22 protein-coding genes and 1 pseudogene are annotated in these 25,260 nt (G+C 46.8%); 1 reads left to right on the top strand and 22 read right to left on the bottom strand.

Going from position 1 to position 25,260, the window contains the following annotated elements; translation table 11 throughout:
- Positions 1 to 24 precede the first annotated feature (24 nt).
- From F1C16_RS02010 to asnB, 21 genes and pseudogenes are all read right to left on the bottom strand, one after another.
- Positions 25 to 1,089, bottom strand: coding sequence for a glycosyltransferase (locus F1C16_RS02010; RefSeq protein WP_185282720.1), 1,065 nt, complete (start codon positions 1,087 to 1,089; stop codon positions 25 to 27).
- Positions 1,090 to 1,093: 4 nt separating this feature from the next.
- Positions 1,094 to 2,176: a glycosyltransferase gene (locus F1C16_RS02005; RefSeq protein ID WP_185282719.1), complete on the bottom strand. Its 1,083-nt coding sequence runs from the start codon at positions 2,174 to 2,176 to the stop codon at positions 1,094 to 1,096.
- Between the two features lie 141 nt (positions 2,177 to 2,317).
- Positions 2,318 to 3,157, bottom strand: a complete 840-nt coding sequence (locus tag F1C16_RS02000) for a glycosyltransferase family 2 protein (protein WP_185282718.1) — start codon at positions 3,155 to 3,157, stop codon at positions 2,318 to 2,320.
- 10 nt (positions 3,158 to 3,167) lie between these two features.
- The gene (locus tag F1C16_RS01995; protein WP_185282717.1) at positions 3,168 to 3,956 is read right to left on the bottom strand and encodes a DUF5672 family protein; all 789 of its coding nucleotides are present in this window, start codon (positions 3,954 to 3,956) and stop codon (positions 3,168 to 3,170) included.
- A 19-nt stretch (positions 3,957 to 3,975) separates the two neighbouring features.
- Positions 3,976 to 4,983 carry a glycosyltransferase gene (locus F1C16_RS01990; RefSeq protein ID WP_185282716.1) on the bottom strand — a complete coding sequence of 336 codons (1,008 nt, stop codon included), beginning with the start codon at positions 4,981 to 4,983 and terminating at the stop codon, positions 3,976 to 3,978.
- A gap of 11 nt (positions 4,984 to 4,994) precedes the next feature.
- Entirely contained in the window at positions 4,995 to 5,996 is a 1,002-nt protein-coding gene (locus F1C16_RS01985) for a glycosyltransferase family A protein (RefSeq protein ID WP_185282715.1), read from the bottom strand.
- Between the two features lie 239 nt (positions 5,997 to 6,235).
- Entirely contained in the window at positions 6,236 to 7,600 is a 1,365-nt protein-coding gene (locus tag F1C16_RS01980; RefSeq protein WP_185282714.1) for an NAD(P)/FAD-dependent oxidoreductase, read from the bottom strand.
- A gap of 5 nt (positions 7,601 to 7,605) precedes the next feature.
- Positions 7,606 to 8,931 (bottom strand): lipopolysaccharide biosynthesis protein RfbH, encoded by a 1,326-nt coding sequence (gene rfbH / locus F1C16_RS01975; protein WP_185282713.1) that lies wholly within the window; start codon positions 8,929 to 8,931, stop codon positions 7,606 to 7,608.
- 14 nt (positions 8,932 to 8,945) lie between these two features.
- Positions 8,946 to 9,860: an NAD(P)-dependent oxidoreductase gene (locus tag F1C16_RS01970; protein WP_185282712.1), complete on the bottom strand. Its 915-nt coding sequence runs from the start codon at positions 9,858 to 9,860 to the stop codon at positions 8,946 to 8,948.
- 6 nt (positions 9,861 to 9,866) lie between these two features.
- Positions 9,867 to 10,400, bottom strand: a complete 534-nt coding sequence (rfbC, locus tag F1C16_RS01965) for a dTDP-4-dehydrorhamnose 3,5-epimerase (protein WP_185282711.1) — start codon at positions 10,398 to 10,400, stop codon at positions 9,867 to 9,869.
- On the bottom strand, positions 10,390 to 11,469 hold the full coding sequence (rfbG, locus tag F1C16_RS01960; protein WP_219733386.1) for a CDP-glucose 4,6-dehydratase: 1,080 nt from the start codon (positions 11,467 to 11,469) through the stop codon (positions 10,390 to 10,392). Before rfbG ends, rfbC begins: the two co-directional genes overlap by 11 nt.
- A gap of 2 nt (positions 11,470 to 11,471) precedes the next feature.
- Positions 11,472 to 12,242, bottom strand: a complete 771-nt coding sequence (rfbF, locus tag F1C16_RS01955) for a glucose-1-phosphate cytidylyltransferase (protein WP_185282709.1) — start codon at positions 12,240 to 12,242, stop codon at positions 11,472 to 11,474.
- A gap of 1 nt (position 12,243) precedes the next feature.
- Positions 12,244 to 13,542 carry a polysaccharide ABC transporter ATP-binding protein gene (locus tag F1C16_RS01950; RefSeq protein WP_185282708.1) on the bottom strand — a complete coding sequence of 433 codons (1,299 nt, stop codon included), beginning with the start codon at positions 13,540 to 13,542 and terminating at the stop codon, positions 12,244 to 12,246.
- Between the two features lie 50 nt (positions 13,543 to 13,592).
- Positions 13,593 to 14,495: an ABC transporter permease gene (locus F1C16_RS01945; protein ID WP_258048994.1), complete on the bottom strand. Its 903-nt coding sequence runs from the start codon at positions 14,493 to 14,495 to the stop codon at positions 13,593 to 13,595.
- 97 nt (positions 14,496 to 14,592) lie between these two features.
- Positions 14,593 to 15,528, bottom strand: a complete 936-nt coding sequence (locus F1C16_RS01940) for a GDP-L-fucose synthase (RefSeq protein ID WP_185282707.1) — start codon at positions 15,526 to 15,528, stop codon at positions 14,593 to 14,595.
- Between the two features lie 175 nt (positions 15,529 to 15,703).
- The gene (gene gmd / locus F1C16_RS01935) at positions 15,704 to 16,822 is read right to left on the bottom strand and encodes a GDP-mannose 4,6-dehydratase (protein WP_185282706.1); all 1,119 of its coding nucleotides are present in this window, start codon (positions 16,820 to 16,822) and stop codon (positions 15,704 to 15,706) included.
- Positions 16,823 to 16,969: 147 nt separating this feature from the next.
- Positions 16,970 to 18,085 (bottom strand): DegT/DnrJ/EryC1/StrS aminotransferase family protein, encoded by a 1,116-nt coding sequence (locus tag F1C16_RS01930; RefSeq protein WP_185282705.1) that lies wholly within the window; start codon positions 18,083 to 18,085, stop codon positions 16,970 to 16,972.
- A gap of 312 nt (positions 18,086 to 18,397) precedes the next feature.
- The gene (locus F1C16_RS01925; protein ID WP_185282704.1) at positions 18,398 to 19,384 is read right to left on the bottom strand and encodes a UDP-glucuronic acid decarboxylase family protein; all 987 of its coding nucleotides are present in this window, start codon (positions 19,382 to 19,384) and stop codon (positions 18,398 to 18,400) included.
- A gap of 88 nt (positions 19,385 to 19,472) precedes the next feature.
- Positions 19,473 to 20,810, bottom strand: a complete 1,338-nt coding sequence (locus F1C16_RS01920) for a UDP-glucose/GDP-mannose dehydrogenase family protein (RefSeq protein ID WP_185282703.1) — start codon at positions 20,808 to 20,810, stop codon at positions 19,473 to 19,475.
- 68 nt (positions 20,811 to 20,878) lie between these two features.
- Positions 20,879 to 21,608: pseudogene (locus F1C16_RS01915) on the bottom strand (glycosyltransferase family 2 protein).
- Between the two features lie 31 nt (positions 21,609 to 21,639).
- Positions 21,640 to 23,547: an asparagine synthase (glutamine-hydrolyzing) gene (gene asnB, locus F1C16_RS01910; RefSeq protein WP_185282702.1), complete on the bottom strand. Its 1,908-nt coding sequence runs from the start codon at positions 23,545 to 23,547 to the stop codon at positions 21,640 to 21,642.
- Between the two features lie 124 nt (positions 23,548 to 23,671).
- Between asnB and F1C16_RS01905 the strand changes: the two genes are divergently transcribed.
- Positions 23,672 to 24,160 (top strand): acyl-CoA-binding protein, encoded by a 489-nt coding sequence (locus F1C16_RS01905; RefSeq protein WP_185282701.1) that lies wholly within the window; start codon positions 23,672 to 23,674, stop codon positions 24,158 to 24,160.
- Positions 24,161 to 24,286: 126 nt separating this feature from the next.
- Here F1C16_RS01905 and F1C16_RS01900 read toward each other — a convergent pair whose 3' ends face one another.
- Positions 24,287 to 25,207 (bottom strand): hypothetical protein, encoded by a 921-nt coding sequence (locus F1C16_RS01900; protein WP_185282700.1) that lies wholly within the window; start codon positions 25,205 to 25,207, stop codon positions 24,287 to 24,289.
- Between the last annotated feature and the right edge of the window lie 53 nt (positions 25,208 to 25,260).

Raw genomic sequence — 25,260 nt, 5'->3', positions numbered from 1 at the left:
ATAATAGATTTACTCTTATTAATCTCAGTTAATATTCATAGCTATAGCATTGCGTTTAAAATTTAATACTTTCCGATAATTCTGCTTAGTGGTTTCAAAAACGGTAAGAAACTTAAATATGTATTTTATGTACGTATTACTCCATATAAAATGTGTTTTTTCTTTACCAAATAAAAACCCAAAATATTTCAGAGAAAAAACATTCTTTATAGCAAACCATTCTATATAAACAAAGTCTTTTAAGACATCCTGAGCAATATTAGGTTCAGCAGGCTTATTTAACATAGCGTATTTGTATGGCAACAGCTGCAGACTTCCTGTTACGCATGCGCGTAACAATCGGTCACGATACTCTACAGTGAGTCGACCTTTCGTCATGTAATGCACCAGCGATAAAGAGGAAGAATACCATAAGGTATAACCAAGCAGACGGGCTACAAAGCATAACTCGTGGTCTTCCCCAGCTACCAGATCAGCACCCTTACGTCCGGATAGCAGACTCTCGAAACCTAGGGCTACCATGCGCTCCCAGATTATATGTCGCACGAACAGCCCAGCTCCCCACAACTCAAAGTCTATTACAGGTCCATCACTTACTGGACGAGGAGTATCACCATCATAAAGAATGGGGGTACCAACTGCATAATAATGCTGATATTGTTTGAACCACTCTGGTGGCTCTACTTCAAATGCCCCTGTCGTTCTGCCACCCAATAAGCCGACTTCAGGGTGACTTTGCAGAATGTCAAAACCATTCTGCACGTAGTCTGGGGCCAGCCAGTTGTCATCATCCACAATGCACATGTAGCTGTAGCCCGCTTCCTGATAAGCTAGCTCTAGCGCATAATTCTTTCCGGGAGTAGGCTGGGTATAAACCCGAAGTGGGGCAGTCGTGGCAACTGTAGCCCAGAAAGCCTGCGCTACAGTTGCTACATCATCGGTAGAAGCATTATCAACCAGCAGTATCTCCCACGCTACGGATGGCGCTACTATCTGCTGGGCTAAGTGATTTAGAGTTTCTACTATCCTGGCAGCTCCGTTGTAGGTGCAAATAAGCAGTGAAACCCCAACCGGACGAGTGATTGGCATGAGATTAGGAGAGAACTTCAGATGAACGCGATAAATAGGCTTTAGTGGCCTTGGCTTTGAATGCGGCTACCGACTTATAGTACCCTCGTATGCGTCGAAAGTTACAGATAAAGTCATAGAGCGTTAATAGTTGATGATGATAACCCATCACGGTTAGCTTCCTCCCTTTTACCAATGAGCATACATACACCCGGGATAGCAACTTGCGCGCAACGTTACGACTCATGTACAAAAAGTCTTTCGTCAGGTTTGCAAGCGAGCCAAAATCTTTAGCTGGAGGTCCCCACAATACATCCCGATACACTTTTAACCGGGCTTGCGACCACACTGTACCATAGAAAAGACGGTCGCGGTACGCAGCCGTCAGCCGGCCAGCTGTCATGTAGTGTTGCAAGGTCAGCTTCGAGCAATACCAGACATCATAGCCCAATAGCCGTGCCGCGTAGCACAGTTCATCGTCTTCGCCGGCAGTCAAATTCTTCGTGCCCTGCCGGCCCACAAATAAACTTTGAAACGCCTGCTGCCGAAGCTGGTGCCAAAGCTCAGTGCGCACATACATCCCGGCACCCCATAACACTGCCCGCGCCACGCGGCCATCGGGTAGCGGCGTACCCTGCTCCGGGTCTAGCTGAGAACCAACTGCGTAGAAGGGCTGGAAGGCGGCAAACCATTCCGGAGGAGCAACTTCGAAAGCACCCGTATTTTGCCCGCCCAGAATCCCAATCTGAGGATTCGCAACCAGGGTTTCGTAGCCAGTCTGGAGATAGTCGGGCGCCAGCCAATTGTCGTCATCCACGATGCAGGCGTACCTGTAGCGTGCTTGACTGAAAGCAACCTCAACGGCAAAATTCTTGCCGGGCCTGGGCTCAGCGAAAGTACGTAAGGGCGCAGGTGTGCTTAGTCTTTCCCAGCAAGCCTTGGCAATCTGTACCGTATCATCGGTGCATGCATTGGCTACAAGAATTACTTCCCAAGCAATGTCATTTATCCCTTTCTGCTGAGCCAGACAGCCTAAGGTTTCGCTAATGCGCGAAGCACTGTTGTATGTACAAACCAGAAATGAGATACCCACCGGAAGTAACTCCATTATTATTGATGATTTAAAGATTAATTTATGATATCGAACATCTTATTTTTAATCAGTTTGAGTCATATCTATTCTTCCACAAAGAAGCTATATTAGGATTCAAGTGAAAGATACGGTTGACCACACCTTGCAATTGGCAGTTTAGCTTGCCCCTTTCAGCCCTTGGTACCTGGCATTTAGCCGCACGGCAACGCTCACAATCTTATAGTCAAGTATCTTTCGATAGTGGCGGTCCTGTACACTAAGAGCTTCATTCTCATTTACAATACTGCGTACATAACCCGGCACCAGCTGATCCCAGATGGCAAACTGTTCGTTCTTGTATTTTTTATATCCATCGACCGCACTTAAACCAGTAAAGTCATAGTCTACCAATAGGCGGTCAATATGCTTAAAGACTTTTTCGTCGAGAAAGCACCGTAAGAATAACCAGTAATCAGCGGCCAGTTGGTAATGCTCTGGATAGAACCCGTATTGCTGAAATAGCTCTGCTTTTATCAAAGACGCTTGATGGTTGATTGTTTCTGTTTTGAAATACTTTAATTCTAGAACAGGAGGATGCTTTAGTAGCCCTTGCATTACATCTGTTGAGCTTCCAATAAATGCATCACCGTAGAATATATCTACGCCAGGATAAGCTTTGAGGTAGTTCAGAATAACTTCAACGATATCAGCAGCTATAAGATGGTCGCCACTATTCAGAAACATTAAGTATTCTCCGCTTGCTTGCCTAATACCTTTGTTCATGGCATTGTAAATACCACTATCCTTTTCACTAACCCAATACGTAATTTTATCCGTGTTTCTGCATAGTACCTCTATTCCACCGTCGGTCGAACCACCATCAATGATAATGTACTCAAATGCCCCAAAAACCGTCTGCTCAAGAACTGAGTCTACCGTTTTGCTTAGACCTCTACAATTATTGTAATTGACAGTGATAATAGACAGTGGAACAGGCATTTTTTCTTCCTTACGCATTTACAATACCCTACTCTGCCAACGTAAACCCGTATCCTTCAATGAAGGGACGCCAAAACGCAAGATTATAGCGCCACCAAGCATGACACCCCATTGGTAACTTTGTACCATTGAGGTCAAAAAGCACCTCGGGTTTTACTTCAAAGCTAAACTTTAGCGCCTCTTCAACAGGTGCTACCCGAAAGCTGTTCGCATAGGTGGGAGCTACATTGCTAAAGAATAGGTCTTCGTTCAGATGCCTGGCCACTTGCAACGTATAATTCTCTCCCAACTGATTGCGCAACCAGCGGTATGGAAACTTAATATAGGCGATTAACTTTTTTTTTCTACCCAGCTCATATTCCGCTGGCTCTCTGTAGTAGATCGATCGTAGAATCTGGCGGACCGAACTGACTCTTCGCAGCGAAAAGCCAGAGTTGCCGACCCCCAGAAATTTTGCATCCGGCTTTGGGTCAGTATACCCTTCAAACCAGGGTGCCCCTATATAGTCATAGCCTTTAGAACACCAGAATTCCAGTGCATCTTCGAAGACAAAGCAGTCTAACTCGTAGGTTAGCAAGAACTCATAATTGGCAAACAGGTTATAGAAGTACCGGCTTATCTTAAGTTTATTATAAGCTACCAGAGAGGCTTGCCATTTTGGATCAATAGCAAGAACTTCGAAATAAGATACGACCTCCTGATAACGGATTAAGTCCATACCGGCCGGCGCTATCACCTTTATGGGATGCTTACCTAGTACAGCAAAGCACTGCTGAAAAGAAATAAGCTCGTAGGCAGATGGCGTGGCAGTGTGCACGGGCACAACAACGCAAACCCTATTCATAAGTAACTTTGTGCTGCAACTCCCGAATTATTCTGATCAGCTTACTGGTGTTACGTAACAGAAAAGCATTGTACAAAATATCTGCGTCCTTGGCTAGATAGTAAATTATGTTACCCCTGAGCTTATGATAAATGTAGCGGGGTAAAGTAGAGGGCTTATCAGATAAGCGTTTGAGAGCGATACTGCGCCAGTAGGCTTCGCTTAGTACTTCTTCCCCTTGTCTTTTGTCAAGCAGTACCTTGTACGCTTCAAATACCAGCCAAGACTGTGAATATTGATGCCACATCTTGATCAGGTATTGTTTGGTCATCCTTGCAGCTGGCATGTAATGCTGTAAGGTCAGTTCAGAGGAATATGCAATATCATAGCCAGCTAATTTGAAACAAAAGCAAAGCTCCACATCCCCCCCTCCTATCACTTTATTCCCAATTCGGTCTGTCAAGTAAAAACCGAAGCCTTTTTCCTTGACTGCATAGTATGCCTGCTTCTTAAAGGCCATGCCAGCACCTACAACATAGCGGTACCCATCCAGTAGTTGGAACTCTCGCTCTCCCTGAGAACCAATAGCATAAGAGTGTGCAAAAAACGGCAACCAATCTGGCGGTGCTGCCTCGTACACGCCAAGATTATTACCGCCAATGGCTGCTACCCGTGGATGGGCTTGCAGAAGCTCATATGCTTTCTGCACATAACCGGGGGCTAGCCAGTTATCATCATCACAAAAAATAAGAAAATCATAGGCTGCTTCCTCAATGCCTTTTTCCCGGGCTGCTGATAACCCGGGAGTAGGAGCATCTATCACGCGTAGAGGAGCACTGGCAGCATATTTTTGCCACTCTTGTCTGCCTACCTGGACTGTATTGTCAGTAGAATTGTTATTGATAAGTATCACTTCCCAAGCAAGAGATACTTCGGTAATTTGATGCGCCAAATACCGGAGCGTCTCAGGTAAACGAGATGAACTGTTGTAACAACAAATTATTACTGAAATGCCTTGCACTTTTAAAAAAATTAATTAGCTATTTTTTTAAAAAATAAATTAATTTTATTCTTTATTTTTCCTTTTAAAGATTTTTTATAATTCATAATTTTATATAGATCTTGATCATTTTTGGTTATTTCTTCCAAACCAGAGAACCACTGTATATTATCTCTGTCAAAAAAAATGTCAGAGATTTCTTTACTTATAAAAGAAGAGTCGTCAAATTTATTTTCTGTATATGCTTCATTTATCAGCGTTTTTATATCAATTCCTATACTTTGAGCAAATTCCATAACCTTTAATGATCCTTTTTGCCTTTCTATTTTCCATTCTTCAGAATTATATACATGGCTTTCCATATTATCATGCCATAACACAATACATGTTCTCAATGGGTTAAAAATTATCGTGCCAAATCCTGAGATGGCAGCAAATAACAACCTATCAGCATTTGTAGGATGAATCTGGTCAAATATTTCAACACTTTTAGAAAGAATATCACCTTTACAAATCATGGTTGAAAAGTGAAAAGGTGTAACAAATACAGAAAATAAAAAAATATGTTCTTTGCTATACAATATAGGTTCATAATTTATAAAATCATTTTTCATATGAAATACTTCTTCTCCCTTTTGAAGAGCAGACCTCTTTAATGAGAAGCGATTTTTAACATAAGAAAAATTGCTGAAATAACAAACATTATTGTCGTTATTTTCAATGGATTTCTTGGCTATTTCTAAATGGTTCACATCCCACCAATCATCATCGCACAGGAAGGCCACATAATCTTCCTGCTCTAACGATAAAAGCCATTGCAAGTGCTTTGGCATAGAAAGTTGATCATTTTGATACTTATAAACTATATTAATATTTTTAAACTCACTACATACCAACTCAGACTCTTTGTTCAGTCCATTTTCCGATACTATTACTTTATTGATATTTTGTACAATAGTTTGTTTTGAAACACTAGTTAGAGCTATTCGTAGCAGCTCAGGACGGTTAAATGTAGGTATGACAACAGTGAACATAGTTATTTAAGAAAAGATTTGGTTACCGAAATATAGTCCACGCCGGGTTGGATAGATTTGGTAACGTTCTTATTAGCAACCTGAGTCAACGACTGTAATAGGCCACTTTCTTCCGTGATATTCTTAACCATGAGTCTTGATACTTAAGAAGTCATCAATATTGGAAAAGCAAAATTTAGGAAACCCGCTCAAAAATTTGTGGCCAAAATAAAATATTATACAAGGAATACTTATGTAAATCACATAAAAATAGTTTGTCCTAAATATTTTCCTCTCAAAACGCAATCGTCACTCCAAAAGTAATTCCATTGACCGAACCTGCCAGCCAAAAACAAGCTTGCCGAATTTGCATGAGGTTCCTTTTTAAACTGTTGATCCCAATCCGTCATTGGCTCCAAATCATTTTCTTCCCTGACCAAGCCGTATTGTGCCAACCAGTTATAAATAGTATCTAACGCTTTCCTCCGTGAATGATCAAAAATTACATTTGCCCATTCTACCCATTTTGAATGCGTGGACTCTATATTATCCTCAGCTTGAATTAGGCCCATTTCAATCATCTCATTACATACAGCAGAAATGATTTTATCCTGGCTTTCTTTCATCGGTTTGTACTTAGAAAAGTACACCTCTACCTGAATACCAGTTTTCCCAGCTATGCCGTTTGCAGGAGATAATAGTTCTGTGAAATTTATTCGCGAGCTATACTTATCTTCATCATACACATATATCCAGTTATTCTCTCTCTGAGCTGGATGATTTGCAACGATATTAACCAATAAGACAGATGAACAGCTTAATTGACTGGCGGCATCTTTTATTACGTCCGGGGCATCGCTCTGTCGGATCAGCACTGGCAATGGAATGGTGCTGATCAGCTTTTTAAATTTTATTTTGGTGCCATCTGAAAAATGGATGGCTCTATTTTCAAAGGAGGTGAAGGAGACTTTCTTGCCATATTCAATGTTGGCTCCCGCCAGCATCTTCTGAGCGAATGACAAGTAACCACCCATTTTAGGGTAACGTACCGAAGTTATGTAGTGCGTCGATTTATCTAAAGGGTTCTGAGCACCTTCTAGCACATCATTGACCGCTGGAAAGTACATTCTTCCTCCAACCCAATCTGTAGTCAGGTTTTTTGGCTCAGTCGTCCAATACTTTCGTGTATAAGCACCGGGGAAGTTGTTCGCGAATGTATCACCGTATGCGAACTCCAACCATTCCTGGTAATTGCCTGGCGTAAAATCGACTCTATCCGATGATTCTCTGACTGCCAGAAAATCATTGACGCATTCTTCCCTTATTACTTGCGGAGCCGCATACAGGTTAGTTTGCGCAGGGTGAGGTATCCAGTAGCCTTTGTAGTAGTTAGCCGGGAATACCGGGTATTCTGCAAACTCTGTGCTACTGGCGAAGAGGTCCCGCACGTATTCATTTTTTGTAAATGAAACGTGCGGTCCTTCATCCCAGGTGAATCCATCTCTGATTTCGCTGTGTATATGTCCGCCTGCATAAGCATTTTGCTCAAAGACCTGGCATTTACTATGCCCGATGTGATAGGAGGAACTTATTCCAGCCAAACCAGCGCCAAGGATTACAACCATTGTTTTTACTTTACTTCTCCTACACCAACAGTTTTCAGGTACATAGCCAGTACCTCTACAATGTAGTCATAGTGCTGTTCTTCCAAGCCAGGCCATACCCCTAACCAGAAAGACTTATTCATGACAGTGTCCGTGTTTTCCAATCCACCAACTACCCTGTGCTCAGTATTCTGATAAGCGGGCTGGCGGAGCAAGTTACCGGCGAATAGCAGACGCGTACCGATTTTGTGATCTTCTAGGTGCTGAATCAAATCCTGCCGCTCAATCGGGCTATGGTCCCGAATGGTCAGCAGGAAGCCGAACCAGCTCGGGTCGGAATTAGGCGTAGCTTCGGGCAGGATGAAGTGCTCTTCAAACTGCTTCATTTTGCTGAGCAGTAGCGCATGATTCTCGCGGCGGCGCTGCACAAAATGGTCAGCCTTGTTGAGCTGGCTCAGACCGATGGCGGCCTGCATATCCGTTACCTTCAGGTTGAAACCGATGTGCGAGTACGTGTACTTATGGTCATAGCCGTAAGGCAGCTCGCCCAACTGCCAGCAGAAGCGCTTGTTGCAGGTGTTGTCCTTGCCAGGCTCGCAGTAGCAGTCGCGGCCCCAGTCACGGAAGCTTTCGGCAATCATCTTCAGCCGGATGTTATTAATCAGTACCGCTCCGCCTTCGCCCATCGTGATGTGGTGGGCCGGGTAGAAGGACAACGTGGCCAAGTCGCCGAAGGTGCCGGTTTTCTTCCCGTTGTAGGTAGCCCCCAGAGAGTCACAATCGTCCTCAATTACCCAGAGATTGTACTTCTTCGCCACACGCATCACCTCGTCTAGGTTAAACGGGTTGCCCAGCGTGTGGGCAATCATGATAGCTTTTGTCTTGGGCGAAACTGCCTGCTCGATCAGCTCGGGTTTGATGTTGTAGGTGGGAATATCCACGTCCACGAACACCGGCACGCAGCCAAACTGAATCATGGGATTGACGGTGGTCGGGAAGCCCGCCGCTACCGTAATTACCTCGTCGCCGGGCTTGATGGCCCGGTCGCCCAGCTTGGGCGAAGTAAGCGTATAAAAGGCTACCAAGTTGGCCGACGAGCCGGAGTTGACCAGAATAGAGGATTTGCAGCCAAACCACTTGGCCAGCTTTTGCTCGAACTTCGGCCCAAAGCGGCCGGTCGTGAGCCAGCCATCCAGCGTGGCATCAACCCCGTGTAGCAGATCTTCGGCATCCAGTACCTTACCGGTTACGGGTAGATAATCCTGCCCCGGAACGAAGGTTTTGGTAGTATTCTTTTCTGCTATCAGCTTCAAGCTCTCTAGCAAAGTAGGGTCGGTGAAATTCTTGTACATAATGAAAACCGATTTCAGAAGGTTGAAACTTTCTTTATAGCAAGGAATTTATCTATTCCTTTATTTATAGTTATAACAGGCACCCAATTAAAATGATTTATCAACTTAGCAATAGGAGCAACTGAATACATAGTGTCACGATCACGATAAGGCAATGCTCCCCAGTTAATATTTTCCGGTAAGTTTAATTTTTCACTCAATATTTGCGCTACTCTTCTGAGAGTACTTCCCTGACCTGTTCCTAAATGATAATCCTCCCAATTTTTTTTAAGCAAACTTAATTGTTCAATCAACAAGCAATAAAATGATATAACGTCTTCAATGTGAATAAAATCTAATGTTTGCTCACCTCCAGACATATTTGAAGGATTTTCTGCAAAAAAACTGTTATAAATAATATCAATAATTTTAGGCTGTGAATCTACTTGACCATAAATAGTATATGGTATTACATTTACAACTTTAAAACCATCAATCTGTTGATAGTACTTAACTATATTATGAAAAGCAGTTTTAGTTGCGGAATACAAGTAAGAGGGGCTATACTGTCCATCACCATAGAAGTATTCAGCAAATGTACCAGTATTTATAAAAGTAGTTAAGCCTACACCTTTTAATGACTGCAAAAGCTGAGCGCCAAACGTTATATTACTTGCTATTAAATCAGGTATAATATTTAAATCATCTTTACTAGTTAAAAGCGCTGCAAGATGCACAACTACTTCAGGAGCAAGTTCAGCTACTTCCGTTGCCCATTTATCATTACTACTGTCTATAACTTTTATTTTTTGAATAATTTTTTTCGTAAAAACAGAATCAACTTTATTTGAATCACGCACTAAAATTGCAACCGTATGCTCTTTCTCAGATACGGCTTTAACTAGTTCTTTGCCAATGAAGCCGGTTGCGCCTGTAATTAATATCTTCATTACGAATCAAAAAGTTGGTTGAAAGTCGGCCAGACTCTTGAAGGCAGCATCGCGGTCCGATACAACAGGGGCTTGTACCGGCCACTCAAACCCAATAGAGTCCCACCGAATACCGGCGTCCGCTTTGGGTTCATAAACGCTAGTCACGTTATAGACTACCGTTGCCGTATCGCTCAGCGTTAGGAAACCATGAGCGCACCCACGCGGGATATAAATGGCCCGGGCATGCTCACCCAGCGAAACAGCCAGGTGCTGGCGGTAGGAAGGCGAGTCGGGCCGCAAGTCCACTATTACATCCAGAATCTCCCCTTGGGTAACGTAGACCAACTTGTCATGCTCGTGCGGTGGGAGCTGAAAGTGCATTCCCCGGATCACATTCTTATGTGAGATGGAGTAGTAGCTCTCCCGAAAATCGACCGCCAATCCGTGTTCCTGGAAAGCCCCTGCGTGAAAGGTTTTCACGAATGTACCCCGCTTGTCCTGACTGACGAAATTTTCGAGTAGCTGCACGCCCGTCAGCGTAGTAGCGTTAACTTTCATACGTAGCGAAGGTCTTAATCTGCTGCACAGTGAAGTCGCGGATAGCGGTCGGCTGCGCGTCGTAAGCCTTGTACCATTCCAACGTTCGGCTGATGGCTTTATCGGCGGTGTACTGCGGCTGCCAGGCCAGCCCGCCAACCGCCTTGCTGATATCCAACTTCAACAACCCTGCTTCGTGGGGCTGGTTGGTCAGGGTTGGTTTCTCATAGGTACCACTGCCCCAGATTGTCAGTGCCGTCTGCACCAGGGCTTCCACTACTTTGTTGTCTTCCGCGTGCGGGCCAAAGTTCCAGGCGCCCCCGTAGCGCAGCGGCTCGGCGGCCAGCCTGGCACCCAATAGTAGATAGCCGCCCAGCGGTTCGAGTACGTGCTGCCAAGGCCGCACGGCCAATGGGTTGCGCACCGTCACGGGTTGCCCCGCCCGTAGCGCCCGCACGATATCGGGGATGATGCGGTCTTTGGCCCAGTCGCCGCCCCCGATGACGTTGCCGGCGCGGGCGCTGGCTATCCCCTTCTGGTGGTGCGCAAAAGCCGCCGGGTTGAAGAACGATTGGGTATACGAGCTGATAACAAGCTCCGCGCACGCCTTGCTGGCGCTGTACGGATCATAGCCGCCCAAGCGGTCGGTTTCCCGGTAAGGGTATACCCACTCTTGGTTTTCGTACACCTTATCAGTCGTAATCAACACGACGGTACACGGCTTTTCCAGCTTGCGCACGGCATCCAGCACGTAGGCCGTGCCAATAGTATTCACCGCGAAGGTGGCGGCGGGTATCTCATAGGAAAGCCGCACCAACGGCTGAGCCGCCAAATGAAAAATGAAGTCCGGCTGAAAGCTCAGTACTTCCTGCTCCAGCCGGGCCGCATCGCGCAGGTCGGCAATCACCGATTCGCACAGTGTGTCGCCCTCGATCAGGTTGTACAAGTCTTCAGCCTGCTCCGGGGCCAGCGCGTAACCTTTCACCTGTGCGCCCAGCAGGTGTAGCCACTGCAGCAACCACGAGCCTTTGAATCCCGTGTGGCCGGTCAGAAATATCTTTTTGTCCTGGTAAGCAGTGTGTAGATTCATTATTACCAGATTTTCCATTTCGCTACGCCCTGCTGCCAGTCGCCTTCCAGCTCGACTTTGTCCCGCAGCGTATCCATCGGCTTCCAGAAGCCGTGGTGCTTGTACGCCTGCATCTGGTTGGCCACTGCGATACGCTCGAGCGGCTCCCGCTCCCAAATTGTAGTATCATCTTCGATGTAGTCTATCACGCCGGGCTCACACACGAAAAAGCCTCCATTAATCCAGGCACCGTCGCCCTTTGGCTTTTCCGTGAAAGAGGTCACCTCATCCTGCCCACCGAAGTTGAGGGCCCCGAAGCGGCCACTGGGCTGCACGGCCGTCACAGTGCATAGCTTGGAGTTTTGCTTATGATAGGCCAGCGACTCCGCAATATTTACGTCGGCCACACCGTCGCCGTACGTCAGGAAGAAAGTTTCGTCGCCGATATGCTGCTTCACCCGTTTGATGCGGCCTCCGGTCATGGTGTTCATGCCCGTATCCACAAGGGTAATGTTCCAAGGCTCGGCAAAGCTATCGTGCACCTGCAAGGAGTTCTCCTTGAGGTTGATCGTCACGTCCGACTTATGCAGGAAGTAGTTGGCGAAGTATTCCTTGATAACGTATCCCTTGTAGCCTAAGCAGATTACGAAATCGTTGAACCCGTGCGAAGAGTAGATTTTCATGATATGCCACAAAATAGGCATGTCACCAATCTCTACCATTGGCTTGGGTTTCAAAACTGTTTCTTCGGAAAGACGAGTACCTAAGCCACCAGCCAGAATTACAACCTTCATTTTATACAGCTTTCAATTCAACGTTCTGAAAATTCACCCCGCCCCAACCAGAATGCCATAGTGTAATCATCTGGGTTTTGAGAAGATCTTTGTAGGCTATCTCAAAAAACAAGGTTTTCGTAACAACGTCGTACTCTGTTGTACCAGTTAGTTCGTTGCCAATTCCTACTGAAAGATCAATGTAATATTGTCCTTTAGCGAGTTGATGATTCTTTATAGTTATTGAAAATTCTTTTTCTTGACCTTTTTTTATTGATAAAACTTCTTCCGAGAAGAAAGTACCAACTGCACTTTCATCCATCTGGCATATGGAAAAAGCCAGCCGAAAATCGTCACGGTCCACTTTACTTTTGAGCCTTACTATGAAAGTGATATCATCTTCTGTAGAATACAAATTGTTCTCTACAGGATTTATAAATTCTATAGTTTGGTATTCTATCAGACGAGACAAGTCATACCCACGATTCGCATCGGTTAACTGCAGTTTTGTATTGCTATTAAAATTCAAAAAATTGGCTATGTAATAATCTACCACCTCGTCGGCTGTTCCGCCAAACGAGACTTGCCCATTCTGCATTAGCAGCCCCGTTGTACAAATATTCTTCACAGCTGCCATACTGTGGCTTACAAATAAGATTGTGCGTCCGTCATTGCGGCTCACGTCCTTCATCCGCCCCAGGCACTTCTTCTGAAACTCGGCGTCGCCCACAGCTAGCACTTCGTCTACAATGAGAATCTCGGGCTCCAAAAATGCTGACACTGCGAAGGCTAGACGCACGTACATGCCGCTACTGTACCGCTTCACGGGCGTATCGATATAGCGTTCTACTCCGGAGAAATCGACAATCTCATCAAACTTCGAGCGAATCTCAGTTTTGCTCATACCCAGGATAGCTCCGTTCAGGAAGATGTTTTCCCGCCCGGTCAGCTCCGGGTGGAAGCCTGTACCGACTTCCAGCAACGAAGCAATTCGGCCTTTCACCTTGATGCTGCCTGTAGTAGGCGCGGTAATCTTCGACAGAATCTTGAGCAGTGTGGATTTGCCAGCCCCGTTGCGGCCGATGATGCCTAACACCTCGCCTTGCTTCACCTCAAAGTTGACGTTCTTCAATGACCATACGTAATCGCTGCTGCTCTTTTTAGTGCGGTCATTGGTTTCGCCAACTATCGCAAACGGGTCTTCTTTGCCGCGCACGCTGGCCCACCAACGGCTGAGGTCTTGACTCATAGTGCCGGTTCCTACCTCGCCTAAGCGATACAATTTACTTATGTCCTCTACTTTAATGGCAATATTACTCATGTTTCGTCAGCGTAATAGAAGTAATAATCCGAATGGTGCTGTAGCAGACCTTACACGGTATCCGTAAAGCTCTTCTGTACCCGATTGAAGATAATAGTACCGATTAATAAAATTACCAACGTGAACGCTACGCTATACACCAAGTAATTCCAATTAAATATTCCTGAGCCTAAAAAGGCATACCGGAAGGTCTCAACAATTGAAGTCATTGGATTGGACAGAATCAAATATCTGTATTTGCCAGTGATGCTAGACAATGGGTAGATAACCGGCGTAGCATACATCAACAGTTGTACGCCAAAAGCCAACAACATCGCTAAATCGCGATATTTAGTGGTCATGGCGCTGAATATCATACCCAAGCCCAGCGACATCAGCCCCATTACAACGACTAGCAAAGGAGTGAGCACAATCAGCCAGTTAGGATGGATACCACTATCACCTTTCAGTAGGTAGTATAGCCAAACCACGATAAACAGGCCAAATTGAATGGCAAACCGCACCAGATTGGAAATGACAATGGATAGTGGCATAGTCAGGCGTGGGAAATATACCTTGCCAAACATCCCAGCATTGTCCCGAAAGACCGTAGAGGTAACCGTTAATGTCTGGGCGAAGTAGTTCCAGATAGTGATACCCGACAGGTAGAACACCATCATAGGTAAGCCATCGGTGGAGAGCTTGGCTACGTTGCCGAAGATGATAACGTAAGTGATGGTAGTAAGCAAAGGCTGGATGAAAAACCAGATGGGGCCCAGCACTGTCTGCTTATAAGTTGAGACGAAGTCGCGCCGTACGAATAGCATTACTAAGTCGCGGTAACGCCACACATCGGCTAGACCTAAGTCCAACAGGCGTGTGCGGGGCTGAATTACTTCGGTCCAGTTGTCATCCTGCACGTTAGCATCAACGTAGGTTTGCTCTGGCTTACTTACAACGTTTGTGGTATCCACAAAGGGGGTGGGTTAGGAAAAAGATGCGCCCGCAAGTAGCTACTTGCGGGCGCAAAGATAACTATACAGCGGGATAAACCGCTTACAAGGACCGTACCTAAGCTATTGAAGCCGGCTGAAAGGCCTCTTGGTACACAGCCTTTATGCCTCCCGGCAGCGCAATCTTATACTTCCACCCTGCCTCGGCCAACTTCGAAACATCGAGTAACTTGCGCGGAGTACCATCAGGCTTGTCGGTGTTGAAGCGGATGTTCCCTTCATATCCGACTGTATCGCGCACCAGTTCTACTAACTCACGGATGGTAAGGTCTTCACCAGTGCCCACATTCACAGGCTCTTTACCGTTATAGTGCAGCATCAGGTGCAAACAGGCGTCTGCTAGGTCGTCTACGTGCAGGAACTCGCGGCGCGGTGTGCCCGTACCCCATACTTCTACTTCTGGAGCATTGCTTTCCTTAGCCTCGTGAAACTTACGCAGCAATGCGGGTAGCACGTGCGAATTCTGCAGGTCATAGTTATCACCAGGGCCATAGAGATTAGTAGGCATGGCGGAAATGTAATTGCTACCATGCTGGTCACGGAATGCTTCGCAAAGCTTCAAGCCCGCAATTTTAGCTAGCGCGTAGGGCTCGTTGGTAGCTTCTAGAGGGCCAGTTAGCAAGTACTCCTCCTTTATAGGCTGAGGTGCCATTTTGGGGTAGATGCACGACGAGCCCAAAAACAACAGCTTCTTCACATTTTGATTGAAGCTGGCCTGAATGACGTTATTCTGAATCTGGAGATTATCTAGCAGAAAATCGGCCCGGTAGGTATTGTTAGCTAGTATGCCGCCTACTTTAGCAGCAGCCAGGAATACATACTCTGGCTTTTCCTCTGTGAAGAAAGTGTCTACAGCCTCTTTATTACGCAGGTCCAGTTCTTTGGAAGATCGGGTGATAATATTTTGGTAGCCAGCTTGCTGTAACCGACGTACTAAAGCCCCGCCTACCATACCCCGGTGACCAGCTACGTATATTTTGGCGTTCTTTTCCATTAGAAGTTTTTTTATGAGCGCTATAAAATTAGCTCCCCTCCTTTTTCATTTCAAGGGGCAGGGGGAGGTTCAAATCGTTGAACAATAGTTAATTCTAGTGTTCTAATCTCTACCTGTTACTACCCCACCCCTCCTGAAAAAGCAGGGGAGCTAATTTCTAGAGTTTAACAACAAACTACTCGGCGTAGTTTTTCAGGATGGTATGCCCCCCTTCGCGCAGGTACTCGTCGCGGCGCGACTCGTCCAAATCCGACTGCATCATTTCTTTTACCAAGCCCTGCAAATCATATTTAGGCTCCCAGCCAAGTTTAGTTTTGGCTTTGGTAGGATCACCAATGAGCAACTCTACTTCCGTAGGGCGGAAATAACGCTCGTCTACTTTCGTCACGATAGAACCAATTTCGAGCTGGTAGTCAGGGTTGTTGCAGGCTACTACGCGGGCTACCTCTTTGTCTTCTTCACCTTCAAAAGCCAGTTCTACGCCTACCTCGGCAAATGCCAGCCGTACAAAGTCGCGTACAGTAGTGGTTACGCCAGTAGCAAGTACGAAATCTTCGGCGGTTTCCTGCTGCAGCATACGCCACATGCCTTCCACATAGTCTTTAGCGTGACCCCAGTCGCGTTTAGCGCTCAAGTTACCCAGGTAGAGGCAATCCTGTAGGCCTAGGGCAATGCGCGATACGGCACGGGTGATTTTGCGCGTCACGAAGGTTTCGCCGCGCAGGGGGCTTTCGTGGTTGAACAGGATACCGTTACAGGCATACATGTCGTAGGCTTCGCGGTAATTCACCGTAATCCAGAAGCCGTACATTTTAGCCACGGCATAGGGCGAACGGGGGTAGAAGGGCGTAGTTTCGCGCTGGGGCACCTCCTGCACCAAGCCGTATAGCTCGGAGGTAGAAGCTTGATAAATACGGGTTTTCTTGGTCATGCCCAAGATGCGAACGGCTTCCAACAGACGTAGTGTACCAATACCATCCACGTCGGCAGTGTACTCAGGCGTATCGAACGATACTTTCACGTGCGACATGGCACCGAGGTTGTAGATCTCGTCGGGCTGTACCTCCTGAATAATGCGAATCAGGTTGGTAGAGTCCGTTAGGTCGCCGTAGTGCAACGTGAAGCGCACGTTCTTTTCGTGCGGATCCTGATAGAGGTGGTCGATACGACTGGTGTTAAACAGGGAAGCACGACGCTTAACGCCGTGAACTTCGTAGCCCTTGCTCAGTAGCAATTCAGCCAGGTAAGTACCATCCTGCCCTGTAATACCGGTAATGAGTGCACATTTTGCCATGTGTAATGTGTTTGAAGTGATGATGGAATTAATCGAAGTGAGAGACGCTGTTGGGTAATAAGAAAAAATGGGTGGATTTGGCAAATGGGCGTTCAGAAAGGTGAAATTAGCATTTTTTCTAATACGATATTGTACTGAAACGCGAAATCAAATAGCAGTTTGGGAATAAAAAGCCCGAATAGCGTTTGCTATCTTCTCAATCTGAATTTGCGTCATGCCTGGCCACAGGGGTAGGCTTAAGCAGGTAGCCGCTAATTGCTCTGCAATAGGCAGTGATTGCGGTAGTGTAAGTCCTTGGTAAGCAAGCTGCCGATGTGGTGGCACTGGATAGTGGATCATTGTAGCAATGCCCTGGCCCGCTAAATAGTGTTGAAGGGCATTGCGGTGGGGAGTATGAATAACGTACAAGTGATAAACGTGCGTGGCACCGGGCTGGACTGCTGGCAGGTGTAGAGTAGGAATATCAGCCAAATAGGAATTATACCAGATAGCCAGTTGCTGCCGCTGAGCAGTCCAGGTTGTTAAAAAAGGAAGTTTAATCCGCAGCACGGCCGCTTGTAACTCATCGAGCCGCGAATTATGGCCCAGTACGTTGTTATAATATTTTTGTTTCGAGCCATAGTTACGAAGTAGCCGAATTTTATGTGCAAGTTCCAGATTGTTGGTCGTAATAGCTCCGGCATCGCCCAGGGCACCCAGGTTTTTGCCAGGATAGAAACTCGTCCCATTCAGCTCTCCAAAGCTGCCGGTTGGCTGCCCAGCAAACGTGGCGCCCTGTGCCTGCGCGTTATCTTCTATTACTGCAACGCCATAGTGTCGGGCGATGCCCATAATTTCCGGCATCCGGCACGCTTGTCCATACAAATGCACCGGCACTATAGCCTGGGTGCGCGATGTAATGGCCGCCGGCAACAAATCAGGATTCAGATTGCTGGTGGCTGGGTCCGGCTCTACGGGTACGGGTGTAGCGCCTGTTTTGGTAACGGCCAGCCAAGTAGCGATGTACGTATTGCTGGGCACAATAACCTCGTCTCCTGGTCCTATATCCAGCGCCAGCAGAGCGAAATACAGCGCATCCAGTCCGTTGCCTACCCCCACGCATTCCTCCGTGCCATTAAAGCGGGCATATTCTCGCTCGAAGCCTGCTACCTCCTCCCCGAGCACAAACTGCCCCGAATCGTAGACCCGCACTATAGCCGCCAAAATAGCTTCGCGAAGTGGCTGGTGTTGCGCTTCAAAAGATAGGAACGGAATAGATGACATGAATGTAAAGTAGGCTGTGCGCAGTGTCCAACGCATCCGGTTCAAGTAGAGAGAAACCGAATTCTGCTGTTTGCAGGCTTGGTACAGCAGCAAACAGGTATGTATTATTAGCCCCTTCCTCGCGTACGACAGTTCAGAAATTTGTTCTTATGGACAACCTATTACGCTCTATATAACAGAAGCACCTTTACCGCTTCTAAGAAGCGGTAAAGGTGCTTCTGCTCTTAAACAGGCACCATCTATTTCTGATTCAAAGCATTGCTGCTTTTGTTAAAGCTGCCTTACCAAGTGAATTAGTATCGATGAGGCATCCTAGAAGCTGCGCGGCGTGTTGTCGACCTTGCCGGCCATTACTTCGCTCACGTGCTCTTTGAAATACTCCAGCGTACGCTTCAAGCCTTCAGCGCGGTCCACCTTTGGCTCCCAGCCTAGAATTTCCTTGGCTTTGGAGATATCGGGCTTGCGCTTCATCGGGTCGTTCTGGGGCAGCTCTTGGTAGCTGGGCTTGAACTCCACATTCATCAGACGCGCAATTTCTTCCCCGAACTCCTTGATTGTGATTTCATCGGGATTTCCTACGTTCACCGGCATCGGGTAATCTGACAGTAACAGGCGGTAGATGCCCTCAATCAGGTCATCAACGTAGCAGAACGAACGAGTTTGTGAACCGTCGCCGAACACCGTCAGGCTCTCGCCGCGCAGGGCCTGTGACAGGAATGCCGGTAATACGCGACCATCGTTGAGACGCATACGGGGACCGTATGTATTGAAGATTCGTACAATGCGCGTTTCCAGACCGTGGTGGTTGTGGTAGGCCATCGTAATGGCTTCCTGAAAACGCTTAGCCTCATCGTAGCAGCCGCGCGGCCCCACGGGATTTACGTTGCCGAAATATTCCTCTACCTGCGGGTGAATCTCAGGGTCGCCGTACACTTCCGAGGTGCTGGCAATCAACATGCGGGCGCCTTTCACGCGGGCTAAGCCCAAGAGGTTGTGCGTACCCAGCGAGCCTACCTTCAGCGTCTGAATTGGGATTTTCAGATAATCGATAGGCGAGGCGGGCGAGGCGAAGTGCAGGATGTAATCCAACTTACCGGGCACGAATACAAACTTCGACACATCATGGTGATGAAATTCGAAGTCCTCTTTCCCAAACAGATGCTCAATATTCTGGAGGTCACCCGTCACCAAATTATCCATGGCAATGACGTGATAGCCCTCCGCTAGGAACCGGTCGCAAAGGTGAGAGCCCAGGAAACCGGCTCCACCCGTAATAAGTACGCGTTTTTTGTCGGACATATAGTTTTAAGCTGTCGGCTAAAGCTATTGGCTGTTAGCTTTCTTTGAAAAGAGAAGTCAGTGGAATTTAAGGAAAGCTAATAGCTCCTTAAGCTGGCTCTTTATGGGCAGTTTTGATACCAATGCAATGGTAAGAGAAACCTATTTCGCGCAACTCGGCTGGGTCGTAGATATTGCGACCATCAAATATAACCTTGTCTTTCAACAACTTACCCACTACTTCGAAGCTAGGTGAACGGAACTCGGGCCACTCTGTTACAACGAGTAGCGCATCGGCGTCTACTAGGGCTTCGAAGGGGTCTTTAGCGTAGGTGATACGGTCGCCTAGCGAGTGTTTGGCTTCTTCCATCGCTACCGGGTCGTAGGCCGATACAGTGCCGCCTTCAGCTAGCAACTTCTCGATAATAACCAAGGAAGGTGCTTCTCGCATGTCGTCGGTTTTGGGCTTGAAGGACAGGCCCCACACGGCGAATTTCTTACCGCTTATCTCACCGCCGAAGTGCTTGCTTACTTTATCAAACAGTACTTCCTTCTGGGCGTCATTCACGCTTTCCACAGCCTTTAATACCTGCATCTCATAACCGTTTTCGGAAGCAGTCTTGATGAGGGCTTTCACGTCTTTGGGGAAGCAAGAGCCACCGTAGCCGATGCCAGGGTAGATAAAGCGGTGGCCAATACGGACGTCGGAACCGATGCCTTTGCGCACCATGTTCACGTCAGCACCCATGATTTCGCACAGGTTGGCAATGTCGTTCATGAACGAAATCTTGGTAGCCAACATGGAATTGGCTGCATATTTCGTCATTTCGGCCGACGGAATATCCATGAAGATGATGGGGTGGCCGTTGAGCAGGAACGGCTTATAGAGGCGGCTCATCACCTCTTCGGCCCGCTCCGATGAAATACCGACCACAATGCGGTCAGGTTTCAGGAAGTCGTCGATGGCAGCACCTTCTTTCAGGAACTCGGGATTGGAAGCTACGTCAAACTCGATGTTGGCACCGCGCTTGGCCAACGCATCTTTCAACTCCTTGTGCACTTTAGCAGCCGTGCCTACTGGTACCGTACTCTTGGTTACTACTACGCAGTAATCGTTCATGTTCTCGCCAATACCACGGGCTACGGCCAGCACGTATTTCAAGTCGGCGGAACCGTCTTCACCGGGAGGAGTGCCTACGGCAATGAATGCCACATCACACTCTTTAATAGCCTCTGCCAGATTAGTAGAGAAATTCAGGCGGCCAGCCGACACGTTGCGGCTTACCATTTCCTCCAAGCCCGGCTCGTAGATGGGTAGTATCCCCTTGTGTAGGTTATCTATTTTCTTTTGGTCGATGTCGATGCAGGTTACCTCAATGCCTACCTCGGCAAAGCATGTACCCGTTACAAGGCCCACATAGCCCGTACCTACTACTGCAATTTTCATAATTGATGGGAAAAAGTCTGGTATAACTTCAGTGCAAAGGTGAAACAAAAAGAAGTAGGAATCATGGATTATCTCAATAATCCATACCTAATAATGCAATAAATTGCCCACATCCCGTCACGCCACCCTATTTTTTGCCTTCAGCATAGGTGCGGCCATAGCAGCTGATTCCTACTCCATAGATGCGTATACGGGGTACGCGGGCTACTTTGAGCGTTACTTTCGGCTCAAAGCCGAAGCGTTTTTCCGCTAGCGTCAGGCCCTGTACGATATCGCGCCAAAAAAGTTTATAACACGTTTCCATATCCGTCAGATTGAGGTTGGCGAACGAGTTGGTCAGCATGGTTAGCCAATGACTGCTGATACTGTGCCACAAAAACAGTACCCGATGAGGACTACCCCCATAAAGCGTGAGCCATATACCACATCGGCTACCCCACGCAGTACAGGTCGCAGCAGTAGGTTGTATTCGGCAGGATCATATTCCAAATCCGCGTCCTGAATTACGATGTAGTCGCCGGTAGCGGCTCTTATACCGGTATGCAGCGCCGCTCCTTTTCCTTGATTCACTGCATGTTTGTGGTACTGCAAAGACAAATTAGGGTGGTTGGCTTGGTACTGCTGTACGGCGTGTGCCGTATTATCCTCAGAGCAATCGTCAACAACAATTACTTCTTTGGCTAGGTTGCTAAGCAATTCCACCGCTTCTATCTGCTCCAGTATTTTAACAATCGTTGCGCCTTCATTATAAGCCGGAATCACGATAGAAAGCTTACTGACCGGCGCAATAGAACTCATGCAGCAAAGAGAAAACCTAGAGTGGAAGTAGTTACGCTTGCATCCATTTTTTCCACCACCACTGAAATACGATAAGCGCCCAGATGCGGGCGTGCACGTCGCCGGGGCTACGGGAGAATAGTTGGGTTTTGAGGGCGCGAATAGCTTCTACGTCGAAAATCCCCTGGGCTTCGATGAATGTATCGGAAAGCAGGTCATCTTCAATCAGCGGACGCAGCTCGCCACGGAACCACTTAAGTAAGGGCACTTCGAAGCCGTGCTTGGGACGCTTGTATAGCTCCTCGGGCAACATAGGCCGGAAAGCATCCTGCACAATCTTCTTTTTCAGATTCGCGTCAATTTTGCTCGATACCGGTAGGGAGAAAGCAAAGTTGACCACATTGTGGTCCAGAAACGGCGGACGCACCTCCAACGAGCAAGCCATGCTCATTAGGTCTACCTTGGCCAGCATATCGTAGGGTAGCACCAGCTGTACATCGGTGAGTAGTACCTCATTCAGGTCGCCGTCGGCGTGCAGGTGTTGCAGAATGTCTTTACGGCGTTTATCGGCTAGCTTCTTGTTGATTTTCTGCTGGGCAGCGGGGCTGAGCAGGCTACGTGCATCGGTGGCCGAAGCAAAGGTAGCCCAGTCCCAGTATCGATCTTTGGGGCCGCTGAGCATGCCGCGCGAAAAGCGCTGGAATTGCCGCACCCGGTTGCCAAAGAATGAGTTGCGTGATTTAGGCAACACATCCCACAGCAGGTTCAGGCTGGTCACGGCCTCGGCCTTGAAGCCGCCCTGCCGCACCTGAAACTCCCCCATGTGCTTGTTATAGCCCGAAAATAGCTCATCGGCCCCATCACCGGACAGGGCCACAGTTACTTTCTCGCGGGTGCGCTTGCTCAGAATATACACCGCCAATGCTGAGGAATCAGCGAAGGGCTCATCGAGATAGTTCAGCACATCGAAGATGTGGTCGTATAAATCCTGGTTGGTAAGCGAGAAAACCGTATGGTTGGTCTTGTATCGGTCAGCTACCAGCTTGGCGTATTTGGTTTCGTCGAAAAACGGCTCGTCGCGGTAACCAATGCTGAAGGTGTTTAGGTGCTGCGTATGACGCGAGGCCAGTGCCACTACCACAGATGAATCGATGCCCCCGCTCAGGAAAGCACCCAGCGGCACGTCGGCTACCAGGCGGCGTGATGTGGCATCATCGAGCAAATCAACCAGCTTTTTCTGTTGCTGCTCGTAGCTGAGTTTGTTCTTTTGGACCTTCTTGGAGTCATAGGGCACTTTGTACCAGCGCTTGCGCACTACCTTCTTGCCTTTGATATAAAGATAGTGGCCGGGTAATAATTTCTTGACCCCTTTGAAAATAGTGGCCGGACCCGGAATGTAGTTCAGCTGCAAATAATGACTCAGCGATGTATAATCCAGTTTACGTGGCACGCCCAGCGCCAGCAGCGACTTCATCTCGGAGCCAAATAGTAATTTGTCTTCGTCGCGGTACACCAAGATGGGCTTCTCCCCCATTCGGTCGCGGGCAATGAATAAGGAGTTTTCCTCTTTATCATAAATCGCCAAGCCGAAGAATCCGTTGAGCTTCTTCAGAAAGTTTCGGCCCTCAGTGATATAGAGTTGAAGAATAACCTCAGTATCGGTCTGGGAATGAAAGCGGCAGCCTTTCGCTACTAGCTTTTGCCGCAACTCTTTGAAGTTGAATATTTCCCCATTGAAGACAATGGTATAGCGCTCCGACTCGTCGGTCATGGGCTGGTTGCCATCGGCCGACAAATCCAGAATGGCCAGACGGCGGAAGCCTAAGCCTACGCAGTCGTATACGTATTGCCCCCGCGAGTCGGGGCCGCGGCTCTCAATGGCATCGGTAGCGGCGGGTAGGGCGGCCAGCGTCGTGCGACCCGCATCAGTAAAGGCGAATGTTCCGGTAATTCCACACATAGCAGTGGGTAAAAGTACGAAGTCTGCGGACTACCCTGTAAATAAAGTGCCAGATACCTCCGCAACCAAAGCCCGGCTGGTTTAGTACACCTTGGTACCTGCTCACCCTCAGCCTCCCTTTATTATGAATCTGCAAGAACAAATGAGCCTACAAAAGCAATTTGAAGTCGCCATTACGCGCGTAGACGCCCTACCTGCCGAAAAAGGCGCTGAACACATGACTGACCTCTACGGTCTCTACAAACAAGCCACCGACGGCGACCACGACACTAAACATGACGAGGTAGACACCGACGACCACGACAATCCCAATGGTCCTGCCGGCCTCTCACAGGCACAGTGGGACTCGTGGAGCAAGTATAAAGGAATGCCCGAGGAAGAAGCCAAACGTCAGTATGTGGCCTTAGTCGAAAAAATTGCCGGCCCGGTAGGCGAGGCGGCTAATATTATCACTGGAAACGGCCAGCCTGCTACTGCTACTCAGGTAAATCCTGCTGGTACTGCCAGAGTTGATGATCCGCAGCCTGGAAAATCGGCCCCTGGTGGCTTGCAAGGTAACCTAGAAAGTGGCACTCCTTATGGTGGCGAAGATGACTTAAAGCTAAAGCCATAAATTTAGATAATGGTAATTTGTTGGCTATTAATGCCTCATGCTAACAAATTACCATTATCTAAATTTATAACTTCATTATTTAGATAAATTGACATAAATTTATTTCAGCAAAACACATATTTAACTTTACAAACAAATTTGCCCGCTCTTAAAATAAGCATCAGAATAAAAAGATTTATTAAACCTTTCTACACGATCATATTGATGCAAAATATTTGGCGTATACTTATTATATGTCAATAATTTATTTTCTAATTCTATCTTATCTTCTAATTCAGAGTTAATTGTTAAAACAATATTTCCATTATCATACTTTTCAGCAAAAGGAATAACATTACAAAAGATCATATAGTTAAATATCCCTTGATCCATACCTAAAATATTCAAAGGAATCTTGTGCTCAATGCACGTTTTCATAAAAGCCCTTAAGAAATTAAGTATTCCATCATAAGTACCCATAATTGTTCCAGAGCAAAAAATAGGTTCAGAAGCCATTTGATTAAGCACCTTTTTGCCAAAGCCCTGTTCTATCCAAGCTCGGTTATGAGATTGATCAATTAACTTAACACCTGGCGCCTCGCGAAATACAGCCAATATAGAATCTAACCCAAGGAAAGGGTTTTGCTGAAAGACCACATCTCTGACATCAGTGATAAGTATTTTATCATATACTTCATTATTAATAAGATAATTGTAATAATAAGCGTATCGAGCTGTTTGTCGTTCATACAAATAGATGAAATGTTTAATAAATTTAGATTTAAAACCTCCAATATTAGCTTGTAAGTAATTATGGGCAGCAGTTTGAGCAGGCTTTTGCATAAGAAGCTTACCCAACAATCTTTTGAATATCGTCTTCCTGAATACCGGCTCGAACAGTATATCAATATCAAGCTGCATCTTTACTTCAGGAGGGATATACAAATTATTATCAGCAATTAAAACTAACTTACCTTTGTACTGGCATTTAATTAGCGAGAGTACAAATGGCTTAATTTTTTCAAATGTATAGCCAATTGCCAGACCCATGATTAGATTACGCTGCATGTTGATACAGTATTTTTTAACAGAAAACGAAATTTTTTTTAAGCATCTATATC

The organism is Hymenobacter sp. NBH84 (assembly GCF_014217645.1).
Taxonomy (GTDB): Bacteria; Bacteroidota; Bacteroidia; order Cytophagales; family Hymenobacteraceae; genus Hymenobacter; species Hymenobacter profundi.
Note: the sequence above shows the minus strand (reverse complement) of the source record. Positions and strands in the feature narration are given on the sequence as shown.

Bases quoted from the DNA above. Each gene is read 5' to 3' on its own strand.
- F1C16_RS02010 (WP_185282720.1), bottom strand. From the start codon at position 1,089: ATGCCAATCACTCGTCCGGTTGGGGTTTCACTGCTTATTTGCACCTAC.
- F1C16_RS02005 (WP_185282719.1), bottom strand. From the start codon at position 2,176: ATGGAGTTACTTCCGGTGGGTATCTCATTTCTGGTTTGTACATACAAC.
- F1C16_RS02000 (WP_185282718.1), bottom strand. From the start codon at position 3,157: ATGCGTAAGGAAGAAAAAATGCCTGTTCCACTGTCTATTATCACTGTC.
- F1C16_RS01985 (WP_185282715.1), bottom strand. From the start codon at position 5,996: ATGTTCACTGTTGTCATACCTACATTTAACCGTCCTGAGCTGCTACGA.
- F1C16_RS01980 (WP_185282714.1), bottom strand. From the start codon at position 7,600: ATGGTTGTAATCCTTGGCGCTGGTTTGGCTGGAATAAGTTCCTCCTAT.
- rfbH (WP_185282713.1), bottom strand. From the start codon at position 8,931: ATGTACAAGAATTTCACCGACCCTACTTTGCTAGAGAGCTTGAAGCTG.
- F1C16_RS01970 (WP_185282712.1), bottom strand. From the start codon at position 9,860: ATGAAGATATTAATTACAGGCGCAACCGGCTTCATTGGCAAAGAACTA.
- rfbC (WP_185282711.1), bottom strand. From the start codon at position 10,400: ATGAAAGTTAACGCTACTACGCTGACGGGCGTGCAGCTACTCGAAAAT.
- rfbG (WP_219733386.1), bottom strand. From the start codon at position 11,469: ATGAATCTACACACTGCTTACCAGGACAAAAAGATATTTCTGACCGGC.
- rfbF (WP_185282709.1), bottom strand. From the start codon at position 12,242: ATGAAGGTTGTAATTCTGGCTGGTGGCTTAGGTACTCGTCTTTCCGAA.
- F1C16_RS01950 (WP_185282708.1), bottom strand. From the start codon at position 13,542: ATGAGTAATATTGCCATTAAAGTAGAGGACATAAGTAAATTGTATCGC.
- F1C16_RS01940 (WP_185282707.1), bottom strand. From the start codon at position 15,528: ATGGAAAAGAACGCCAAAATATACGTAGCTGGTCACCGGGGTATGGTA.
- gmd (WP_185282706.1), bottom strand. From the start codon at position 16,822: ATGGCAAAATGTGCACTCATTACCGGTATTACAGGGCAGGATGGTACT.
- F1C16_RS01930 (WP_185282705.1), bottom strand. From the start codon at position 18,085: ATGTCATCTATTCCGTTCCTATCTTTTGAAGCGCAACACCAGCCACTT.
- F1C16_RS01925 (WP_185282704.1), bottom strand. From the start codon at position 19,384: ATGTCCGACAAAAAACGCGTACTTATTACGGGTGGAGCCGGTTTCCTG.
- F1C16_RS01920 (WP_185282703.1), bottom strand. From the start codon at position 20,810: ATGAAAATTGCAGTAGTAGGTACGGGCTATGTGGGCCTTGTAACGGGT.
- asnB (WP_185282702.1), bottom strand. From the start codon at position 23,547: ATGTGTGGAATTACCGGAACATTCGCCTTTACTGATGCGGGTCGCACG.
- F1C16_RS01905 (WP_185282701.1), top strand. From the start codon at position 23,672: ATGAATCTGCAAGAACAAATGAGCCTACAAAAGCAATTTGAAGTCGCC.
- F1C16_RS01900 (WP_185282700.1), bottom strand. From the start codon at position 25,207: ATGCAGCGTAATCTAATCATGGGTCTGGCAATTGGCTATACATTTGAA.